Source organism: Parapedobacter defluvii (genome assembly GCF_014642075.1).
Classification (GTDB): domain Bacteria; phylum Bacteroidota; class Bacteroidia; order Sphingobacteriales; family Sphingobacteriaceae; genus Parapedobacter; species Parapedobacter defluvii.
On the sequence record NZ_BMIK01000003.1, the window covers coordinates 16,140 to 36,020 of the forward strand.

At 47.1% G+C, this 19,881-nt stretch carries 18 protein-coding genes; 10 read left to right on the top strand and 8 right to left on the bottom strand.

Annotation, left to right across the window (positions count from 1 at the left end; genetic code table 11):
• Window positions 1-18: 18 nt before the first annotated feature.
• Window positions 19-1,110, bottom strand: coding sequence for a TlpA family protein disulfide reductase (locus IEX60_RS06470; protein ID WP_188748719.1), 1,092 nt, complete (start codon window positions 1,108-1,110; stop codon window positions 19-21).
• 600 nt (window positions 1,111-1,710) lie between these two features.
• Here IEX60_RS06470 and IEX60_RS06475 point away from each other — a divergent pair.
• The 4 genes from IEX60_RS06475 to IEX60_RS06490 all read left to right on the top strand — a co-directional run bounded on the left by IEX60_RS06475 (window position 1,711) and on the right by IEX60_RS06490 (window position 3,917).
• Window positions 1,711-2,037: a hypothetical protein gene (locus tag IEX60_RS06475; protein ID WP_188748721.1), complete on the top strand. Its 327-nt coding sequence runs from the start codon at window positions 1,711-1,713 to the stop codon at window positions 2,035-2,037.
• Between the two features lie 479 nt (window positions 2,038-2,516).
• Complete coding sequence (locus tag IEX60_RS06480; protein ID WP_188748723.1) at window positions 2,517-3,176, top strand: TlpA family protein disulfide reductase; 660 nt, start codon at window positions 2,517-2,519, stop codon at window positions 3,174-3,176.
• 239 nt (window positions 3,177-3,415) lie between these two features.
• Entirely contained in the window at window positions 3,416-3,664 is a 249-nt protein-coding gene (locus IEX60_RS06485; RefSeq protein WP_090607682.1) for a hypothetical protein, read from the top strand.
• A complete protein-coding gene (locus tag IEX60_RS06490) occupies window positions 3,654-3,917 on the top strand; it encodes a type II toxin-antitoxin system RelE/ParE family toxin (RefSeq protein ID WP_188748725.1) in 264 nt (87 codons plus the stop codon). The genes IEX60_RS06485 and IEX60_RS06490 overlap by 11 nt, the downstream gene beginning before the upstream one ends.
• Before the next feature lie 307 nt (window positions 3,918-4,224).
• On the opposite strand, the gene IEX60_RS06495 is transcribed toward IEX60_RS06490, so the two are convergent.
• The gene (locus IEX60_RS06495) at window positions 4,225-5,268 is read right to left on the bottom strand and encodes a BF3164 family lipoprotein (RefSeq protein ID WP_188748728.1); all 1,044 of its coding nucleotides are present in this window, start codon (window positions 5,266-5,268) and stop codon (window positions 4,225-4,227) included.
• Window positions 5,269-5,706: 438 nt separating this feature from the next.
• Between IEX60_RS06495 and IEX60_RS06505 the strand changes: the two genes are divergently transcribed.
• Window positions 5,707-7,089 carry a sensor histidine kinase gene (locus tag IEX60_RS06505; protein ID WP_188748732.1) on the top strand — a complete coding sequence of 461 codons (1,383 nt, stop codon included), beginning with the start codon at window positions 5,707-5,709 and terminating at the stop codon, window positions 7,087-7,089.
• On the top strand, window positions 7,079-7,747 hold the full coding sequence (locus tag IEX60_RS06510) for a response regulator transcription factor (RefSeq protein WP_188748733.1): 669 nt from the start codon (window positions 7,079-7,081) through the stop codon (window positions 7,745-7,747). Before IEX60_RS06505 ends, IEX60_RS06510 begins: the two co-directional genes overlap by 11 nt.
• On the opposite strand, the gene IEX60_RS06515 is transcribed toward IEX60_RS06510, so the two are convergent.
• A complete protein-coding gene (locus tag IEX60_RS06515) occupies window positions 7,736-9,955 on the bottom strand; it encodes a helix-turn-helix domain-containing protein (RefSeq protein WP_188748735.1) in 2,220 nt (739 codons plus the stop codon). The two genes, IEX60_RS06510 and IEX60_RS06515, sit on opposite strands and share 12 nt — an antisense overlap.
• 140 nt (window positions 9,956-10,095) lie before the next feature.
• Between IEX60_RS06515 and IEX60_RS06520 the strand changes: the two genes are divergently transcribed.
• From IEX60_RS06520 to IEX60_RS06535, 4 genes are read left to right on the top strand one after another with little or no spacing between them, the layout of a single operon-like run.
• Window positions 10,096-10,338 carry a FeoA family protein gene (locus IEX60_RS06520; RefSeq protein ID WP_188748737.1) on the top strand — a complete coding sequence of 81 codons (243 nt, stop codon included), beginning with the start codon at window positions 10,096-10,098 and terminating at the stop codon, window positions 10,336-10,338.
• Window positions 10,339-10,341: 3 nt separating this feature from the next.
• Entirely contained in the window at window positions 10,342-12,426 is a 2,085-nt protein-coding gene (gene feoB, locus IEX60_RS06525) for a ferrous iron transport protein B (protein WP_188748739.1), read from the top strand.
• A 2-nt stretch (window positions 12,427-12,428) separates the two neighbouring features.
• The gene (locus tag IEX60_RS25120) at window positions 12,429-12,602 is read left to right on the top strand and encodes a FeoB-associated Cys-rich membrane protein (protein ID WP_188748741.1); all 174 of its coding nucleotides are present in this window, start codon (window positions 12,429-12,431) and stop codon (window positions 12,600-12,602) included.
• A 20-nt stretch (window positions 12,603-12,622) separates the two neighbouring features.
• Window positions 12,623-13,123, top strand: a complete 501-nt coding sequence (locus IEX60_RS06535) for a cupin domain-containing protein (RefSeq protein ID WP_188748743.1) — start codon at window positions 12,623-12,625, stop codon at window positions 13,121-13,123.
• On the opposite strand, the gene IEX60_RS06540 is transcribed toward IEX60_RS06535, so the two are convergent.
• The 5 genes from IEX60_RS06540 to IEX60_RS06560 all read right to left on the bottom strand — a co-directional run bounded on the left by IEX60_RS06540 (window position 13,120) and on the right by IEX60_RS06560 (window position 19,849).
• On the bottom strand, window positions 13,120-14,328 hold the full coding sequence (locus IEX60_RS06540; protein ID WP_188748745.1) for a glycoside hydrolase family 76 protein: 1,209 nt from the start codon (window positions 14,326-14,328) through the stop codon (window positions 13,120-13,122). The genes IEX60_RS06535 and IEX60_RS06540 overlap by 4 nt on opposite strands.
• A 26-nt stretch (window positions 14,329-14,354) precedes the next feature.
• Entirely contained in the window at window positions 14,355-16,070 is a 1,716-nt protein-coding gene (locus IEX60_RS06545) for a GMC oxidoreductase (RefSeq protein WP_188748747.1), read from the bottom strand.
• A 44-nt stretch (window positions 16,071-16,114) separates the two neighbouring features.
• Window positions 16,115-16,630: a gluconate 2-dehydrogenase subunit 3 family protein gene (locus tag IEX60_RS06550; RefSeq protein ID WP_188748749.1), complete on the bottom strand. Its 516-nt coding sequence runs from the start codon at window positions 16,628-16,630 to the stop codon at window positions 16,115-16,117.
• An 87-nt stretch (window positions 16,631-16,717) separates the two neighbouring features.
• Entirely contained in the window at window positions 16,718-18,361 is a 1,644-nt protein-coding gene (locus IEX60_RS06555) for an FAD-dependent oxidoreductase (RefSeq protein WP_188748752.1), read from the bottom strand.
• Window positions 18,362-18,379: 18 nt separating this feature from the next.
• The gene (locus IEX60_RS06560) at window positions 18,380-19,849 is read right to left on the bottom strand and encodes a RagB/SusD family nutrient uptake outer membrane protein (RefSeq protein WP_188748754.1); all 1,470 of its coding nucleotides are present in this window, start codon (window positions 19,847-19,849) and stop codon (window positions 18,380-18,382) included.
• Window positions 19,850-19,881 lie beyond the last annotated feature (32 nt).

A 19,881-nucleotide genomic window follows, 5' to 3' on the forward strand; every position in this document is an offset into this window, starting at 1 on the left:
TTTGGAAAAGGTTTAGCATTAATTTTCTTCGACGGTTTCGGCTTCTTGATATCGTTTATCGAAATAGGTAAGCAGGTCATTCATCTCGATACCCAGGGGCCTGTTGGTGATTGCTTTCGCGACCAGCGCCCGGTCCACATCTTTGCTTTTAGGGATAGCAATGAGCTTTCCGTCCTTGATCCAGACCTGCCCGAAACTTTTGTATGCATAAAACAATCTATTGATGGTGGTATCTGCCCGGTTACCCAGCGCTATCGGAAACTGCCAGCCCTTTCGCTGTGCGAACGGCAGCGCACTCGGATTGTCGCCATACAGGTGAACCGCGATGACGGCCACTTCCCTCGGAAATACCTTCTGCAACGTATCCCATTTATCAAGTGATATGATACAGGCTGTACAGGCCGTGTTCCAAAAATCCAGCACCAAAAGCTGGTTTTTAAAGGATTCCATTTTTATGGTAGGACTGCCCCAGGGATGGTTTGCCACCCGGAGTTCCAAATTCCAGAATGCTTCCGGCAGGCTATCGCCGATTACAACACCCCCTTCTGGTATGGAAAGACGGACTGCGGACTGCTCAACACGGGCTTTGAGAATCGAATCCCGGCGAGCCTCTTTGCCGTGCGAATCGCCCTGCGCCCGCAGATGATTACCACAAAACAGAATTAATAACATGACCATTCCCAAAGCGAGGCCCAGCCCACTACGGGCTGGAGCCTTCGCATGGGTCCAAACACATGTTTCTTCAAAATTTCTTCGACAGGTGTTCGACTGCTGTTCGAGACTTGTTCGACAATCCTTCGAGAGCGCTTCGACAAATGTTCGACCTTCTCCCGACTTTCTCCTGACCTTGTTCTCCCATCTCGCATGCTGTGCGCGGGGCGTATGCGTGCTGTACCTGTGGTTTTCCCACATACGGGCCGCATACACCCCGATAGATTCACGGGATATGTCAGGAGAAAGGCAGAAAAAAGCACGAAGAAAGGCGGGACACGTTTGCGAGTTTCCTGCATAAGTATTCCGCTTATCCGGTACATATTGTGGGTGTATACGGTTAATAAGTTTTGTTTGCTTGAGGCAATACAGGCCCCCTAAGCGTAAATTTTGCTTCATTTTTATGCGATTTGTTAAGATTTGGGTTTGCAAATCCGTTTTGGCATTTAGCCAACCGAAAGGTAGGGAGTGACGTTAGATGGGGTTGCGTGGTTTCAGTGGGAATAACCGCTCAAAGGCCGTAAGCGATGCCTTGCCATATTTCGGTAAAGGGTAGGTGTACTGCATATCTTTTTATCAGTTGGTTAAACTCTTTGATTGCAGCGAGAGGAGGAATAAAAAAGCGGGCCTCTGCTCACTACTCCTCCCAGACATGTTTGGACATAGTGAGTGAGTGCCCGCACAAATTTACACTTATACAAGCGTAAATTCAAAATATGCGGGCTTCACTCATCTTTCTCGTGTCGCTAATTTGTCTGGGAGGAACGAGAAATGTGTTGTAAGCCTAATACGTTTTTCTTCTACTTTTCTTCATCACTCAACAAAACTCTACTTTTTCGTTTCCGAGAATTAAACAAATTTATACATAAATGTTGAATATTTCAAAATTTTTGTAGAATATTTTAAATTTTATTGTATTCACTTCTAACTACCTTAGACAAAGTTGTTAACGATACGATTGTGCATAGAGGTGAATTTTTAGACATTGTGGTTCGAAGGATGAATCTGAACAAAACGAAATTGGCTGAAAAAGCTGGTTATGACAGAACGACTTACTATTTCCATATAAAGCAACCAAATCTCGATTTTCGTATTCTAAAGGCCTATGGAGATAAAATGCCATACAATTTTGCAAAGGATTTCCCGGAAATGCTGAATGAATTTCCCGAGACCTACTTTCCCATTGATACATTCGAGGGCATGCGAAAAGACCGTGATTTTTGGCGCGATGAATATGGCCGGGTATTGAAAGAGAATAAGGTTCTCAGGGAAGAAATCGAAGTACTAAAAGCTGAAATTAAATCGCTATCCAGCAAAAGAAAGTAACGAATACCTCACCTTCTTTAATTCCAATAGTTTTTGTATTATTTCCAAAGGCCTGGGTAGCGGATGAGAATGTGAGGAAGAAAGAGAAACAAGAAAGGAGATCAACATGTGTTATGCCTTTTTTTAAATGCTTACCGCATAGACACCTCTTGTAAGAAGTCCGCTCTTGGATAAGAATTGAGTAAGATTTGACAAGACCAACCGTAACCGTTGTTTCTTTAAAGTTTTATTTCTTTGAACCCAATAAGCTACAATACCAGCAGTATTGGCTTGGAGCCATAAATGTAGGGTATTTAGTCATGGTAGGTTAATCAGGTAACTTTAATATTTTGATAGTGATGAATTGAACAGGCTGTATTTTTACGTGCTGCTACCAAATAATTTCGTAACGTCGATTTTTATTTTACAAAAGGAAATTCCATTTAGTACTGACAACTATCTCCAGCGTATTAAAAAACTTTTACTTTAAACTTTCAATAATGATCAGATTGATACTTGTACTTTCGGTGTTGTCTCTGGTTTCCTGCAAAGCGACCATGATGAACATGGCTTTGAAGACTTTCAAGAAAGATGCCGGAAAGACATTCCCCCAAGTGTGGTTGGAAGATACGGTGGGTAACAGGGCACCCACCGACAGTATTTTCACCACTGAGGTCGCGTTTTTAAATATGTGGGGCACATGGTGCAGCCCGTGTTTAAACGAAATCGATGACTTAAACGTACTGATGGATCGAATGGCGCACAACCAGGATGTTTCTTTCATTAATATCTGTGCGAGGAGTACTCGGGAAGATTGGCTTAGGGTAGTGAACGAGAAGAAGCTGCAGGGAAAAAATTACTTTATTAGTGATGCTGAATTTGAAAGAATGTCGCAGCAGATTGACTCGCCGCTGGAAGGCTTTCCGATGCATTTAGTCGTCTCGGGCAACTGTGAGATTTTGGGGAGTAATCTTGGTGTTTCGTCGGTCGAACAGCCCATTACCGTTTATGTACTGTTGCAAGGGCAGAAAGGAATGCACGCATATCAGGCGGCAAAAGAGTTTCTTGCCATGGCAAGCCCCCTTAACACCAGTCAGAAATTTGACGATTCCAATCCGCTCATAAACATTATGAAGACGTACTTTCCGGATAGCTTCTAAAAATATATATGGTCGGGTATTAAAAGAAAACAAGAAGCTGAGAGAAGAAAACGAAACATTGAAATCGGAAATCCAATCGCTATCAAGCAAACGCAACTAACGACGCAGCCTAAACCGCATTATATATCCGATACTTTTCTTATTTTTGTAAGAAGCTAATACAACACTCCGAATCATTGGTGATAGAGGGGAATGTGAGGAAGATTAAGGGGAAATAAAAACGGAATAGGAATAGGATTATGACAACGTTAACTGTAAATGTCGATAATGAAAAGGACTTGCCGGTATTGAAAGAAATCCTTAATCGGTTTGGTTTGAAATATAAAGTAGACAAACAAGCGGAATTGAACGAAGAAGGCGAAGTTCTCTATAAACGATTTAAGAAGACATTTAAGGAGATAAAAGATTGGGAAGCGGGAAAAGTGAAATTACAACCTGCAAAAGAGGCATTAGCCGAAATCGAAGCCGAATTGAACAATGGGGTTTGAGGTATTTTTTTCTTCCACTTTTAAAAGAGAGCTAAAGCGAATTGCAAAAAAACACCGGCAAATCCTTAAAGATATCAACCAACTAATTGACGACCTTGCCGAAGACCCGGCCCTGGGCACAGATCTAGGTCAAAATGTCTATAAAATTCGCCTTGCTATTTCCGGCACATCAAAAGGAAAATCTGGTGGTGCAAGGGTTATAACCTACATTAGATTTACCAATGAATCCGTTGTACTGCGGAAATATACCTAAAAAACGAGCATGACACCGTGGACGTGGACACGGTCATTGATCGGTTGAAAAATGAAGGTTTATTGTAATAGCCTCATGCGAAGGCAAAGAATAATTATGAAACAGACATCAGTTATTTCAACTGAAACTGTCATTTACCATGGCCATACTTTGATTTAATTACTTCTCAGTTAGTCTAACCATCCGCCTTCCTGATAACTTAGTAGGGAAAATGATGGAAGTACCGACCTTTGAACTAGAGACGCCGGCGGAAAAGCCAGCTGTGGTGATGGCCCAGGAAATGATAACCAAAACAACAAAATCGACGCTAAGGTAAATACGTGTATTCGACAAGGGGTTGATCCGCATTCACATCTAACCCGATAATTTTCTTGTTTTCTTCGTCGATGTGGAACCCAGTGATATACCTATCCAACACATATTGCCTTACGGGGTTACCCTGCAAGTCAAACACATGGATGTAGCGACCGCCTTCCCTGATCTCTTTTTGTTGCTTAATATCATCAAACGAACGCCCCCAAAATATAGCGTAGATGTGCTTTTTGCCGATGTGGACATCGCTGTATCCCATAATGCCTGTAGGCACCGCGTAATCTCCCCGCGTCACGAACTGCGGTTCCATACCCGTTGGTTTGACGATGTTGAGGGTACGCTCATTACGGATATCATAAATTTCCAGCACTTGCCCCAATTGCGTGACCATAGCTAAAATCCCATGATCGGCGTTGTAATGTAAGAACGATCGCCATGCCTGCGCAAGTGGAAAATCAGCATCACGAGTGTTGTTATGGGAAGCTGCAGGAATGTTGAATAAGCTGCGGACAACCCTGCCATCTCGGTTCACAAATAACAATCGATGCAATCCGGTATAATCCGGAACAACAAACGTCGAATCGTTTAACAGATCAAAATCCAATGTCCGGATGAGTCCTTCATCCAACGGTATGGCCTCCTCCGGAGCGGACACATCGGCCTCGCCAAAACGAGCTATTTTTTTCCGGTTGGCATCCAAGACCCAAAAACGTCCCTGATTGTCTAAGCGAATATTCTCCGCATCCAGAAACTCATTGGGAGCTTCCCCCCGCTTTACAAAACTGCGTTTATGCTCCATAGAGGGGTATGCAAACTCATGGCAATAGTAGTCAATGGGATGTATGTCCATAATGTACAGCGAGGTGCCATGGAGCCGCACCCGGAATGGATACTTGAGGTAAACATCGGGTATCGTCCTTTCTTTACCTATCAGTGAGATGGTTTCCGGAAATTTAACATCACTGAAACTCTCAGATTTACCGCAGGAGTTAACTATTGATAATACGAAGAGTCCGAGTGTAGGTATGACGATATTCATCAATTCTACCGTATATATAAAACCTTTATAGCGGAATGGGGACAATCAACACTACCCAATAAAAAACATTTCGTATCGGAATCCTCCCCACTAGCTAAAGCTTCGATATTGTTCAATGTGACACCCATCATACCCGCTTTTCCCCCATCAAATTTCAGATTAACATTTAGGCCAATACTTGTCGATGCAACTATCGCAATTGATGTTAAATATTTCTTCATGATTTAGTAAACTGGAGTTTTAAATTTCACGCTAAGCTACGGCAATGCCTTTCCATCTGATGCTATTTTTCGCCACTCAATCCTTATGCAATTCTTTCACAAGCTTAAAAGAATTAAGAAACGAACTGCTGCAATCGAAAATATGTTAGGATTAGATTCTGAAAAATTCTTATGTTTATACGCAATAAAACCTTGTCTTGAAATTTTTGAAACAAACATGAAACTGGAATCTAAGCAGATCAGCATATGCATTGCAGTTATATTGTCCGCTGTCGTCATTGGTCAGGGAATCTGGATTTACAATATGTACAACATATATCATTACCAGCTTTCTCAAGCAAAAGAGACCGCTATAGAAGCCGCTATATTAAAAGAGTACAACGTTAGATACGAGCGATTAGGAGGCACAATTGTACAGGCTCCTGTAAGCCACAATTTGGATACAGCCAGATATGTTACCAAAACCGTACAATCCCGAGATACATCCTTTGAAGTTACATTTGATCGCTTCGATCCTTATGCAGATACAAAGCTCAGCCAATTTATGCTAAAGCATCTTCAACCGGTCGACATAGATATGTTAAGCCAATTTTTCAAAGAAGAGCTCGCTACAAGAGGGTTTCTAAATGTGGATACATACGTCGAGTACATAGATGTTAAAAATAACCTCGTAATTGAGCAGTCAGACCCCAATCCTGCTTACGACGACTATGAAGCGTCTGAATTGAAAGTAATCGATATTTTCGATACCATCGGCATCAGAGCATATGTACACATTTCCGCATTTGCCATTGTCAAAAAAATGACTTTTCAGCTCATCCTATCCGTTATCTTAATTGCCATCTGCATATTCCTGCTATTTACGGTCATCCGGACGTTTTTCTGGCGGGAACGCATCGAACAAATGCGACAGGATTCGGTCAACGCCATGACGCATGAATTTAAACGCCCGATTTCCAGTGCCGTGGCGCAGGCGGCATTGATTCCTTATTACCTGCAAAAAGACCAAACGGAAAAAGTGCAGCAATATGCAGGTAATGTGCTGTTGGAACTAAATAAGCTGACCGCCTACACCGAAAGAATACAGAAGCTGAGCAACAACGACAAAAATCGCGTTGTGCTGAACAAAGAAAATATCGAAATAAAGGATTTTTTTGAGGGCATTGTGAAAAAATACCGGAATGTTGAGGAGAAACGTGTGGATATATCCCTCTCGTTACCAACCGCTTTGAAATATATTCAGGCCGATCACATCCATTTTTCCAACATCATTGAAAATCTCATCGAAAATGCGATCAAGTATTCGGACCAGGCAGTATCCATTGCGGTCACGGTATCAGAACCCGGCACCGCTGGCAGCGTAAAGATCAGCATAGCCGATAATGGCTTCGGTATACCAGATACTGATATCCCCCGTATCTTTGATAAATTTTACCGGAGTTCCGATAAAACGGTTCAGCAACGGGTAGGTTTCGGCCTTGGGCTTACGTATGTCAAAGCGATCATAGAAGCCCACGGAGGAGAAATAAAGGTAAAAAGTAAATTTGGTGAAGGGTCTGAATTCATTGTATTGATTCCAGTGAAAAGCGATGCGCAATAATATTCTGCTCATAGAGGATGATCTGGGGTTGGCCATACCGCTAAAAGACTTCTTTGAAGACCGTGGCCTGAACGTCTTGCTTGCTACAACCGGCGAGGAGGGGTTGCTGCAATATAAAGAACATTCTCCCGACCTGATTGTGCTGGACATCATTTTACCCCAGAAAAACGGATTTGAAGTGATCTCTGAAATCAGGAATACCGACCTCAGAACACCGATTATCCTCATGACCGGCACGGAGGTGGGGCCCGAGAGCCAGATAAAAGGGTATCAATTGGGGGCAATTAACTACATGCAAAAGCCGATATTGCCGCAGGCGTTACTGTCTCTGATTCAAAATATCCTTTCACTTCCCGTAGATCTCAAGCAATATCATTTGGGTAGGTACTGCATCCGCATACATTCCCAGTCCATAGAGATAAACACCGACACCCATACGGTGAGGGATAAAGATGCGCTTTTGTTGGAGTTTTTATTGGAAAGGAAAAATCAAATTGTTTCCCGATCGACCATGCTCAAACAAATCTGGCGGGATGACCATCCTGACATGAACAACCTGTTGGACGGAGCCATATATAGAATCCGGCAGCTGGTTGCGCGTTATCCTGGTATCCAAATAAAGACAGTTTATGGTGAGGGGTACACGTTAAGTGGCTAATGACGCCTGTGCAATCCGTATTTCAATGTATTCCACGTCATTGCCCAGCATCGCCTTGATGACGGATGATGGTTTTCCCGGATGTTGCTGCAGCACCTTGCGGACAGTTTCCAATTTACCCGCATCCATTAACTGATGGGCTTCCACCCCCCGGCCTACAAAATCGATGAGGTGCCCAAGGATGGTGTTTCTGGTCAGGCTACGTTCCGCAGCAATGTCATCAACGGTTTTACCCGATTGGAACAAATCAAAACTGATGCGTTTGGTTTCTCCTTTGACGGCCTTCGGCTTACTGGTATTTCCCGGAAGCTCTTCGGGTTTTATTTCAATGGCATTTAACCGCTCGGCTTTGCTCATCACCTCCGGTAAGGCATCGCCTTTGGCGAGTGCTTCTGCAATGATCAGACATTGGGTCAACTGTTCCTTTTTCCGCTTGAAGTCAACGTACAGTCCCTTTAATTCCTCCACATATTTTTTTGTACGTTTTTTGATTGCCCACGCAGTAATGTGAGCGTCCAGCGCAGCGATCAATTCTTCTTCAATCCGGGGCAGAAACCAAGCCACTGCCTTTTCCGTACGTTCATGAATCAGGGGATAATCACTCTCCCCGTCTTTATTCAACAGTCCATTTAACTGGTTCCGGAATTTATCCGCCACTTCCCGTTGGGCGCGACAGGCGATTGACACTGCCTGCAGAAATTGATAGGCAGCAGTTTGATCGGCAATGTTCCGGCTTTTCAGATCGGTCAGTGCAGTTTGGCTCGCCTCCACCAGCCTATCCCATTTAAAGCTCTGGAGCAGAATATGGCCCAGGTAGCTGCGTTGCGAAGCTTCCAATATCTTGGGCATATCATCTTCAGCGGGTGTAGCCTTTGAGAAGTCGGCTACCTGCCGGTCTGTGCGGATGCTGTGGGGCGGAATCCGCGAATACAGCACCAGTCCGTCCAATTTCCGCAAACGGCTCAGCGCCACGTACACCTGCCCTGCTGCAAAAGAAGCGCCGGCATCGATGATGGCTTTGTCAAAGGTAAGTCCTTGGCTTTTGTGGATGGTAATGGCCCAGGCCAAGCGCAGGGGGAATTGGGCAAAGGTACCCAGCACTTCTTCCTCAATCCTGTCCTGCACCTTATCGTAATGGTAACGAATGTTTTCCCATTCCTCCCGTTTTACCTCCACCGGATCCGTTCCGTCTTTAAACTCAACAATCAGCACATCTCCGGTGGAATCGATGTGTTTCACATAACCGATTTTACCGTTGTAATACCGCCGTTCGTCGCCACTGTCGTTGCGGATAAACATGACCTGGGCACCAACCTTTAGCACCAGCTCCAGCTCGGCTGGATACAGCGTTTCCGGAAAATCTTTCGACACTTTCGCCTCTAGCGTCATCATCTGTCCGGGCAGTGCATCCAACTCACGCCTGTTGATCGCGTCCGCCCGGTGATTGTGTGTCGTAAGGGTGATGTACGGTTCGTCTTTCGCAGGTACAAAATCCGGGTTGTAATAGCTGTTCAGCACATCCAGTTGCTCCGGGGTACAGCAATTGTTGCGGATGTCGTTCAGTATGCGGATAAACGTCTGTTCACTCTGTCGGTATATCTTCTTGAGTTCCAACAAAACGGGCGGGTGTTCACGAAGCACTTTGGCATCGAAAAAAAAAGGACTTGGGTAGTAGCGGCTCATGACTTCCCACTCGCGTTCTTTGACAACGGGTGGCAATTGGTACATATCGCCGATAAATAAGACCTGCAGACCGCCGAACGGGCGTGCATCGCGCCGTACATTTTTCAGGATGGTGTCAATCGCATCCAGGGTGTCTGCCCGGAGCATGGAAACTTCATCAATGACCAACAAATCGATTTCCTGCAACAGCGCCCGCCGTTGCTTCGTCAGCTTTACCTTACCAAACAAACGGCGGCGGTTGTAGATATGGCTGTCGTCATCATTCCAAGCCAGCTCATAATCTTCAATGTACATACCAAATGGGAGCCAAAACAGGGAGTGCAACGTGGTTCCCCCGGCATTCATGGCGGCCACCCCGGTGGGCGCAGCCACGGCCATTTTTTTATAGCTGTGCTGCTGGATGTATTTTAGAAAAGTCGTTTTCCCCGTTCCGGCTTTTCCCGTCAGAAACAGGCTGCGATTGGTGTGGTTCACAAACGAAACCGCTTGCAGGAAAGCCGTGTTTTGCACATCTAATGCTGCCATAGTGGTATTGAAGGTTTAAATTTAAATGCCAACCGGCAAGGTAAACAGCAAATATAGGATTTTTTTGTTATTCGAAATTCCGTTCATTTAGATTCATTGTAAATTAGTACTTTTGGAGTTTGATATTAATTGAGCGAACAATGTCCCAACATAAATCCATTAACCAGCTGCAAAACGGAGAAACCGCCACGATTGTGGGATACCTATCGGACGAAATACCCATCAAAATCTACGAAATGGGGCTTCTACCGGGGGTAACCCTGACCAAGAAGCAACAACTTCCGTTCAATGGCCCGGTGTATCTCCGCATCCAGGACAATCCCAATGCCATTGCGTTACGGAAATCCGAAGCAGATCTTATCTTAATCGAATCGATCCTATAAAGCATGACGGAAATCAAGATTGCCCTGGTGGGCAACCCCAACGTTGGAAAATCTACGGTATTTAACCGGTTGACCGGATTACGGCAAAAGGTAGGTAACTATCCGGGAATCACCGTGGAAAAGAAAACGGGGAGCTTCACTCATCAGCAAACCCGATATCACGTCATTGACCTGCCCGGCGCGTATGGCATCCATCCTTCGTCATTGGATGAAGAAATCGTCTATGACGTATTGGTTGACCAGACGAATCCCAATCACCCCGAATTGGTTGTGGTGATCGGGGATCCATTTAATATCAAGCGGGCAGTTTTTCTGTATCAGCAGATCCGTGAAATGGGGCTGCCTGCCATATTTGTGGTTAACATGATGGACGAAGCCGAGCGCTCAGGAACGTCCATAGATGTCAGTAAGCTGGAAAACGTGCTGTCCACGAAGGTTGTGCTCACCGACGCGCGTTCAGGTAAAGGCATCGATCAACTGAAGGATGCATTGGCTTTTAAACCCAATGGATATGCGCCTTCTTTTGTCATCCCCGAAGAATTTACTGCCGCCACCCAATACATCAGGGAACATACCGGACAACGGAATGAATACATCGCCTGGCTATATCTATCACAAAAGCAGAATAAGCACCTGAATAACAACCAGGTTGAAGAAATAACAACCGCCCGCCAAACCCACGGCCTCAACTATCATCGCCTCCAGATCCGGGAAGCCCTGGCAAGGCATGCGTCACTGGAAAACCAGTTAACCGGTGTGATTAAAGATCCGGCAAAGAAAAAACAGTATGCGACGGAGCGTGCAGACCATGTGCTGACGCATCCCGTTTGGGGATATGTCATCTTTTTCGCCTTGTTACTGCTGATTTTCCAGGCCATTTATACCTGGTCGGGCCCGTTCATGGATGCCATTGACAATGCCTTTGCCTGGCTGGCTTCCAGTGCGGGCGAATGGCTGCCGGCGGGCCCAATCAACGGACTGATAACGGACGGCATCATTGCCGGGATCGGTGGGATTGTCATTTTCATTCCGCAGATTGCTATCCTCTTTATTTTCATCTCATTGATGGAAGAATCAGGCTATATGAGTCGTGTGGTGTACCTGATGGACCGCTGGCTGCGTCCCTTTGGCCTTAGCGGCAAAAGCGCCGTTCCCCTGATGTCTGGCGCTGCCTGCGCCATCCCGGCGGTTATGTCTGCACGGACCATCGAAAACGACAAAGAGCGGCTGATTACCATTCTGGTAACCCCTTTTATGACATGCTCTGCACGCTTGCCGATTTACATCGTCATCATCGGGCTGGTCATTCCGTCCGAAAAAATCCTTGGCCTGGACCTGCAGGGACTGGTTCTATTCGGCATGTATGCGTTGGGTATCGTGGCCGCATTGGGAAGTGCCTGGGTGCTTAAACAACTGATGAAATCGAAGTACAAAAGTTACCTCATTTTGGAGCTGCCCACTTACAAATACCCGGTAGTGCGCAATGTGCTGCTGAATGTATGGGATAAAACCAAGGGTTTCGTGTGGGGTGCGGGGAAAATCATCCTCGCCATCAGTATCATCCTGTGGGTTTTGGGCTCGTTTGGTGTGGATGAGCGATTTACGAATGCGGAAGACGTGGTACGGTCGGAAAAGCCGGGGATCAGCGAAACTGATTTCGAAAACGAGGTGCAGTCCCAAAAACTCGAATATTCATTCCTTGGCACCATGGGTCGCTTTATTGAACCTGTAATTGAGCCGTTGGGTTATGACTGGAAGATGGGCATCGGGCTGATTTCGTCGTTTGCTGCCCGGGAAGTGTTCGTGAGTACCATGGCTACCGTGTATAGCCTGGGTGGTACGGACGACGAGCTGACCATCCGTGAACGCATGGCTGCAGAGATCAACCCCAATACCGGCAAACCGGCTTATAACTTTGCTTCGGGCATATCCCTGCTCCTGTTCTATGCGTTTGCCATGCAGTGCATGAGTACGATTGCCATTGTCAGGAAAGAAACAAATTCCTGGAAATGGACGTTTATCCAATTGGCATTTATGACGGGTTTTGCGTATATTGCCGCTTTAGTGGCATACCAACTTTTGAAATAACAATGGATGCATTTTTAATTCAATACATTGCCATAGGTGCATTATTTTTAGTGGCAGTCGTATTTTTGATCAGGCGGACACGCCGGTCTTTCAGGAACAAGGGAGGCTGTTCCAAGGGTTGTGGGTGTGAATTCTCTGAAACCAGCATGGAGAAACCAAAAAAAGCAATATATTAGCCGCTTCAAAAGATAAGCCAATGACTTACCAAGCAAAGGAAGAACTTTTCAAGGAAATAGAGGGAATTCTTACAGACCAAGGATTTCAGGTTGTACAACAAGACCAGACACGCCCATGGGGTGGGTTTTTCGTCATCGAGGAATCACAGGCCCAACAGTTTGCCAACACGTATTTCAACGGGATCGATGTGCAGGAGCTTAAGATATCTGGCAAGCTCAGCCCGAAAATTCTCGTGGTAGCACCTGGTAAGCGTCTATCCTGGCAATACCATCACCGTCGTGCCGAAATCTGGCAGGTAGTACGTGGCATCGTGGGTGTCGTAACCAGCGATACCGATGAGGAGCACGAACTGCAAATTCTGAATCCGGGTGATGTAATCCGGCTGAATCAGGGAGAGCGTCACCGCCTGGTAGGGTTGGATGAATGGGGAGTTCTCGCTGAAATCTGGCAGCATACCGATGCGGGCAACCCATCGGATGAGGATGATATCGTCAGGGTACAGGACGACTTCGGACGTTAAAAGACGCCCGCAATCCGGGCATACATTTCGGCCATGGCCGCTTGGTCTAACAGCCATTTAAGGGGCTTGGATTTCTGTCCGGCCCCTTTCCATTCCTGGCCAAACAGCCCCTCTTGGGATCGCGCATGTTCCCACGCATAATCCAGGCTTTCGCGGAACGCCTCCAGGTAAGACCGGTTGCCGTCAATGCCGAAGAGTTCGACATAGCCCCGCAGCATCACGGCAATGAACCAATTATTACTCCGTTTTAACAGCTTACGTGATTTTCCATCCCTCCCCGTAACATCTTCGAAAAAGAATCCGTAGCCGCTTTCCGCAATCCGCTGTGCATCTACCAGGTAGCTGCGATCTTCCGTTAAGCGGTATAACAATGCCGCTGCCTGCAGCATCTGCCCGCTGTTGTAGGGATATTTGTGCTTATCAACCTTTTCTTCGAGACTCACGTTGTCCCAATACAGCCCGTCTTCCGGATCCTGCAACCACTTTTTCGTCCAGGCGTACCATTCCCTGCCTTGGTGGAAGTAAAGGCTATCGCCCGTAGCTTCAAACAAGCGCAGTGCAAAGACGGCCGCAGGTGCATTGGAACAGGCGTTCTTAGATTCCTTCTTCTGTTCACACCAGTAGACCCCACCCCCCAGCAGAGCATCCTGCCCACTCGTTACAAATGCCCAGATTTCCTCCGCTTTCGTCAGGTATTCGTGGCGTCTGCCTTGGAGGTACAACTCAGCAAAATCAATCCCCAGCCAGATATTGTCATCGTAAAAGCGGTCAGAGAGTCCTTCCGAGCGGATATAAGAGGCGTAGGCGGCCGGTTGCCGGCTATCGTCATAATAGGCCTGTAAGCCCGGCAGTATGCGGCTGTCTATCAAACGGAGATACGCTGTATCACCCGTACGCTCGAAAAGCACATTGGCCGCAGAAAGCGTTCCTGAGAACGGCCAGAGGTAAGCGTAGGCATTTGTGGTCGAATTGGGATCACTAGCCAGGTAGTCAGCCCGATACGTGCGGTCATAGGGATAGTTTTCACGAAGTAAAAAAGTATGATCTGCAGCATACTTCGCGTAAATCGTGTCCAATACAGTCTGTGCCCGATGAAGCTGCACGCGGTCGGCAGACGCGTATTCCTGACACAAACCTTGTGCCGGCTGAAAGACGGCAAGATTTCCGATCAAACAGGCCGAGTAAACAATTGAACGTATCCGCATATTCGCTAAGCTATTATTTCCGGCAGTTACAGATTTCCTTTTTTCATTTCATCTATGGCGTAATTTGCGGCCCTTGCTGTAAAAGCCATGTACGTCAGTGTCGGATTTTGTGTAGACGTAGACGTCATGCAGGCCCCGTCGGTGACGAATACATTTTGGCAGGCATGCAACTGGTGCCATTTATTCAACAATGAGGTTTTCGGATCATGCCCCATACGCACCCCACCCATTTCGTGAATGTCGTTGCCCGGTCTCCGGTTGTCGTCGCGCGTCTGAATGTTGGTAAAACCTGCTTTTTCGTACATCTCGGTCATCTGTTCGTAGTAATCCTGCCGCATCTTCCGGTCGTTTTCGTCGTAGTCTATCGAAATACGCAGCAATGGAATGCCCCATGCATCTTTTTGATCGGCATCCAGGCTCACGAAATTTTCCTCTTTCGGAATAGTTTCCGCCATCATGTGCGAATGTACCCGCCACGTACCCAATTTGGCATTCAGCATGCCTTCTTTCAACGCGCTGCCTACACCCGACGTGTCCCGTATTTCGGCACGGCCGGCACCGAAACCGGCTGCCCAACCACGCAGGAAATCCGTCTCTTGCCGATACACATTCCGAAAGCGGGGAATATATCCCCCACCAGCCGGGTTACGGCCATCGGTACGGTATTGCAGCAATCCGTCGTATTCGGCACCAATGGTGGCCGTATAGTTATGGAATGCGACATATTTGCCCATGAGGCCGTTATCATTTCCCAGCCCCTGCGGAAACCGGTTGGAAATGGAATTCAGCAAAATCAGGTTGGTATTCAAAGCCGATGCATTCACAAAAATCACCTTTGCAAAAAACTCCATTTCTTCCTTTGTATTGGCATCAATTACCTTAACACCGGTCGCTTTGCCCTTGGTTTCGTCGTAAAGGATGGAGTGCACCACCGAATGGGGCCGCAAGGTGAGGTTGCCCGTTTTCTGCGCCCAGGGGATGGTCACCGCATTGGCACTGTAGTAGCCGCCGAATGGACAGCCCCGCTGGCAGAGCACCCGGTTCTGGCACTGTACCCTACCCTGCTCAATGTGGATGGGGTTGGGTTTTGACAGGTGTGCGCACCGTGCGCTGATTACATGACGGTTTTTATAGTGTTTCGCTACTGACTTGCTGAAGTGATCTTCCACGGCATTGAGCGGGAATGCAGGTAAATGCTCACCGTCGGGCAATTCCGGAATCCCGTCGTTGTTGCCCGACACGCCGACGAATCGTTCCACATAACTGTACCAGGGTGCAATATCTTTATACCGGATGGGCCAATCGACGGAAAACCCGTCACGCGCTGGTCCTTCGAAATCAAAGTCGCTCCAACGCTGCACCTGCCTGGCCCATAAAAGAGATTTGCCACCCACCTGGTAGCCGCGTATCCAGTCAAAATCTTTCACCTGGATATACGGATGCTCATCGTCCTTTACGAAAAAATGCTTCGAATCCTCCCGGTAGTTATAACAACGGTTTGCAATGGGATTCTTTTGCTTGTCTTCATACGGCATTTCCAGCCGGTGTTCAAATTCGTAGGGATATAGGTTGGTGGTTGGGTAGTCTTTCACGTGTTCCACGTTACGCCCCCGTTCCAGCAGCAAGGTCTTTAATCCTTTTTCCGTAAACTCTTTGGCAGCCCAGCTGCCACTTGCACCGGAGCCGATCACAATGGCATCAAATGTCCGTTCCTTAATACTGTCTATTGCCAGGTTTGCCATAGAAATTCCGTTATTTGTTTAGTTTTCTGTAGTTAGATTCGTTGTTATGCCGGAGCATACCCATTGTACCGGCCCGGTACGAGTTCATATTTCACCAGATTGGTCATCACATACTGGGAGTTCAGATAACCCTGTGTGGTCCGGCGTTTCGTGATAGAGAAGAACTGTTTCAGGTCTTCGTCGGTACTTTCGCCGATTTTACCGAGCAATTCCGTGCGGCTATTCGCGTCAGCAATGGTAAATCCGGTGCCTAGCTCTTGCTTCGACCATACCGAAAATGCCGATAGTCCCTTTGTAAATTGTTTCTGTTCTTCTGGGGTATGGCAGTCATCGACCATCTTCAGGACAAAGAGATGTAATAGCAATTCCTTGCCACCGGGTGTGTCGGTAGCCGGAATCAGGGTTTCCGTCACCTCGGCGAGCAGGTGCTCATCGTCCTCACTGATCGAGAGATTCGTCAAATCAATGCTGGCTTTTCCAGATTCCCGGAAACAGGCCGGAAGTACCAAGGTACCTCCGGCAATGTATAAGAATGTGCGTAAAGCAGTTCTACGGTTCATTATGATCTCCTATAGTGTCGTCTGTTAGTTCAACCGTCAATATTACTGAAAACAATTGATCAATGCAACGGATATACCGCTATAGGCTTATTGAATTCGAAGAACCTGTCCTTGTTCGATCAGCGATTTACCCAGTTGATCATAGGGAACATCCTGAACGGCACAACGGCGATCGACTGTCAACGCCGCGGCTGTGGCAGCTGCCTGACCCAATGCCATAAACGTAAATTCAATCCGGATGGCACCGTAGGCGATGTGGCTTGAAGATGGACAGGTCGGCGCGATTAAATTGGTACATTCACTTCGCCTAGGTACCAATGCCCGATAGGAAATGCCAAATGGCTGCCACCAATCGCCCCCAAAGACAAATCCTTCATTGTAAGCATATCCATCCTTGACGATGGTCCGGACATTGTGCACGTCGGGCGGCCAGAAGGCCACGGCAACCGGATCTGCTACCGGTGTTGGATTCAGCTTATCCGCATGATGTTCTGTGATCACGTAATCGGATACCATACGGCGCGCATCCCTTACATAAAATATCCGGGGCCATCCCCCGTTGTCCTGAAATTCGTCTTTAGGCAATCCCCAGTTCGACCATGCTTTCTGCAAGTCGGGATCTAGCTGCCCTACCTCAGTATCATTGGCCAAAAAATAAAATAGTCCTTGTGTGAAATCCCGGTGATACGCCAGAATCTGTTGCCGTTGGTTCCGATCACCTGCTGGGTAACCGTAGTTCATCCCATTCAGGTTATGGGACACATCGCTACCGCCGTTGAAATCAGTTTTCCGGTTGGGAAGACCGACACGGGGCCGGTAGATTTGTCCCCCCGCTTTTAGGTACCGAATGAACAACTCATAGTGACTTCGATCGTAGTTTTCCGGTTTTGGAAGCGGAAGGCGATTTTCGGCACTATCTGTCAGGCAGACCCTGAAACAATACGCTTGAAGGCGGTGATCGGCGGTGCCCGGTGTACCCAATGATTCATCCAATACGCCATGGATTGTACCGCTTTCCGGACGACCGGGCTCCCGGTACGGATCGACTTTGACAGCAAACTGGCAATGTGTAGTGTGTTCTCTAATCCCGTTTTTTGTCTCTTCATACTCCGCATTTGCCTCACGCCCGATCACTGTGGATACGCCTACCGCAGCCAACACATCACCTTCTAGGGTTGCATCAATGAACACCTTTCCATTGATCACACCTTTTTCGGTACGGATGGAACGAATGGTCCCGTTTTCCATAATTGCAGGCGTTTCACCCTCAACGAGCGGCGCTTCCAAAAGTACGGTAATCGGCAATTCCCTAACCCAATCATTAATAACCTGTTCAGCAACGTGCGGTTCAAACCGCCACATACGCGGATTTTTTAACTTTTGTTGGACTGCACGGTCGAATGAATCACGTATACCATATGCGTCGGCTATCCGTCGATAAAATTCCAGGGCAAGTCCACCCACCGCCGGACTGTTCTGAAATTCGTGATGGTTGTCGATATCCGTTCCGCCCAATCCTTCAACGTTGATGCCGCCCAGGTGGTTGCCGGGTTCCACAAGTACCACCGATTTCCCCAACTTTGCCCCCTGAATAGCTGCGATGAATCCAGAAGATCCGCCGCCGTAAATTACAATATCGTATTCGCGCTCTTGGGTACATCCTCCGGCAATTGCCCCGAGGAGGCCCATTGCTAGGCTTAAAAGAAGTGTTCCCAACTGATGTCTTTTCATAATTAATAGCCTCCGTTATTAATAGCCTTCGTTTTGTATCAATGCTGCATTTGCATCGATCTCCCGCTGCGGAATGGGAAGATAACGATTGAAATCTTTTATATTGGCATCACGTGAAAAACTGTTTTCGGCCTTCACTGCTTCAATCAGACGGTCGCGACGCACTAAATCAAACCACCGGTTGGCTTCGAAACAAAATTCTAGCCTTCTTTCTTTTAACACAGCCTCCCTGAACCTAGTCAGGTTCAATCCATCCAATGGTTGCAATCCGGCGCGCATCCGCACGCGATTCAGCGCCGCATACGCATCGTCGGTTGGCCCACCGTTGCTTTCATTTAACGCCTCGGCATAAATCAGCAAGATATCCGAAAACCGAAGATAAGGAAAGCTTTTACCCGCCTGCCCAGACAAGGTCGCAGTCAGGTCGGCAAGCTTCCAGAAAGAAACTGCAAGTGCTGGATCGGGATTGTCGATGGATAGATTGACAACAGCACCCGTATTGGGATGAATATACGAAGTCAAAAAAGTAACCGCTTTCCGTTCATCGTTCGCTTCATAACCAGCAAAAAGACTTTTGGTAGCGCGTAAAATACCGCTTCCTGTTCCGGGCACGATCGGTGCTCCACGCGGGGCATAGCCTGTCGCCAGGTTATTGCCAGACAGATCCGTAATGTAGAGTATTTCAAACAACGATTCCTTTCCACATCGGTTTGCCATATCGTACACTTGTTCATAGTCTTCCCATAGGTCATAAAGCCCCAGATCGATAACCTCTTTTGCTTTTGCCGCGGCCTGCGCCCAATAGGGTGAAGCAGAATTGTTACCTGCGCGTGTAAGCAGCACCTTAGCAAGGAGGCCCATCGCCGCACCACGTGTGGCGCGACCGACATCGTTACCCGTATACGATGTTGGAAGCAACTGTCCAGCCGTGTTAAGATCGTCAATGATGGTTTCGAACACCTGATCAGAAGGCTGTCGTGGCACCTCAATCCCATTTAAGGAGGTTACCTCTTCCAACACCAGCGGCACATCTCCAAAGAAGCGCACCAGATTGAAATAATGAAACGCACGAAGAAAGTGAGCTTCACCGAGGTATTGGTTCTTTAACTGGTCATCCATCTCTATACTAGGTACGCGAGCCAACAGGACGTTTGATCGCTGTATACCCGAATATGCGGTGGCCCAAATGTTTCCGACGAACGTATTCTCCGGCGTCAGGTTGTAATTCCATAGGGCTACACGGTCTGCATTCCCGGTTAAAAATGGAATTGCGTCATCTGAAGCAACATTATTGGGCGTATTAATCACCTCGTCTCTGTAAAGATCTCGAAGCTGTCCGTATAATGCAATGGCTGCCGAATTTGCATCTTCGGGTGTCCTGTAGAACGTATTAACCGACTTCGAATCTACGCGTTCCAAATCAAGATCGGGTACGCAAGAGGAGTAAACGAGTGAAGTGATCGCCAAAAGTTTTATAATCGTTTTCATCTAATTATTTTTTTAATCGGTTGATGAGCGCT

Coding starts and splice junctions, on each gene's coding strand:
- IEX60_RS06470 (WP_188748719.1), bottom strand. CDS start 1,110: ATGAAGCAAAATTTACGCTTAGGGGGCCTGTATTGCCTCAAGCAAACA.
- IEX60_RS06475 (WP_188748721.1), top strand. CDS start 1,711: ATGAATCTGAACAAAACGAAATTGGCTGAAAAAGCTGGTTATGACAGA.
- IEX60_RS06480 (WP_188748723.1), top strand. CDS start 2,517: ATGATCAGATTGATACTTGTACTTTCGGTGTTGTCTCTGGTTTCCTGC.
- IEX60_RS06485 (WP_090607682.1), top strand. CDS start 3,416: ATGACAACGTTAACTGTAAATGTCGATAATGAAAAGGACTTGCCGGTA.
- IEX60_RS06490 (WP_188748725.1), top strand. CDS start 3,654: ATGGGGTTTGAGGTATTTTTTTCTTCCACTTTTAAAAGAGAGCTAAAG.
- IEX60_RS06495 (WP_188748728.1), bottom strand. CDS start 5,268: ATGAATATCGTCATACCTACACTCGGACTCTTCGTATTATCAATAGTT.
- IEX60_RS06505 (WP_188748732.1), top strand. CDS start 5,707: ATGAAACTGGAATCTAAGCAGATCAGCATATGCATTGCAGTTATATTG.
- IEX60_RS06510 (WP_188748733.1), top strand. CDS start 7,079: ATGCGCAATAATATTCTGCTCATAGAGGATGATCTGGGGTTGGCCATA.
- IEX60_RS06515 (WP_188748735.1), bottom strand. CDS start 9,955: ATGGCAGCATTAGATGTGCAAAACACGGCTTTCCTGCAAGCGGTTTCG.
- IEX60_RS06520 (WP_188748737.1), top strand. CDS start 10,096: ATGTCCCAACATAAATCCATTAACCAGCTGCAAAACGGAGAAACCGCC.
- feoB (WP_188748739.1), top strand. CDS start 10,342: ATGACGGAAATCAAGATTGCCCTGGTGGGCAACCCCAACGTTGGAAAA.
- IEX60_RS25120 (WP_188748741.1), top strand. CDS start 12,429: ATGGATGCATTTTTAATTCAATACATTGCCATAGGTGCATTATTTTTA.
- IEX60_RS06535 (WP_188748743.1), top strand. CDS start 12,623: ATGACTTACCAAGCAAAGGAAGAACTTTTCAAGGAAATAGAGGGAATT.
- IEX60_RS06540 (WP_188748745.1), bottom strand. CDS start 14,328: ATGCGGATACGTTCAATTGTTTACTCGGCCTGTTTGATCGGAAATCTT.
- IEX60_RS06545 (WP_188748747.1), bottom strand. CDS start 16,070: ATGGCAAACCTGGCAATAGACAGTATTAAGGAACGGACATTTGATGCC.
- IEX60_RS06550 (WP_188748749.1), bottom strand. CDS start 16,630: ATGAACCGTAGAACTGCTTTACGCACATTCTTATACATTGCCGGAGGT.
- IEX60_RS06555 (WP_188748752.1), bottom strand. CDS start 18,361: ATGAAAAGACATCAGTTGGGAACACTTCTTTTAAGCCTAGCAATGGGC.
- IEX60_RS06560 (WP_188748754.1), bottom strand. CDS start 19,849: ATGAAAACGATTATAAAACTTTTGGCGATCACTTCACTCGTTTACTCC.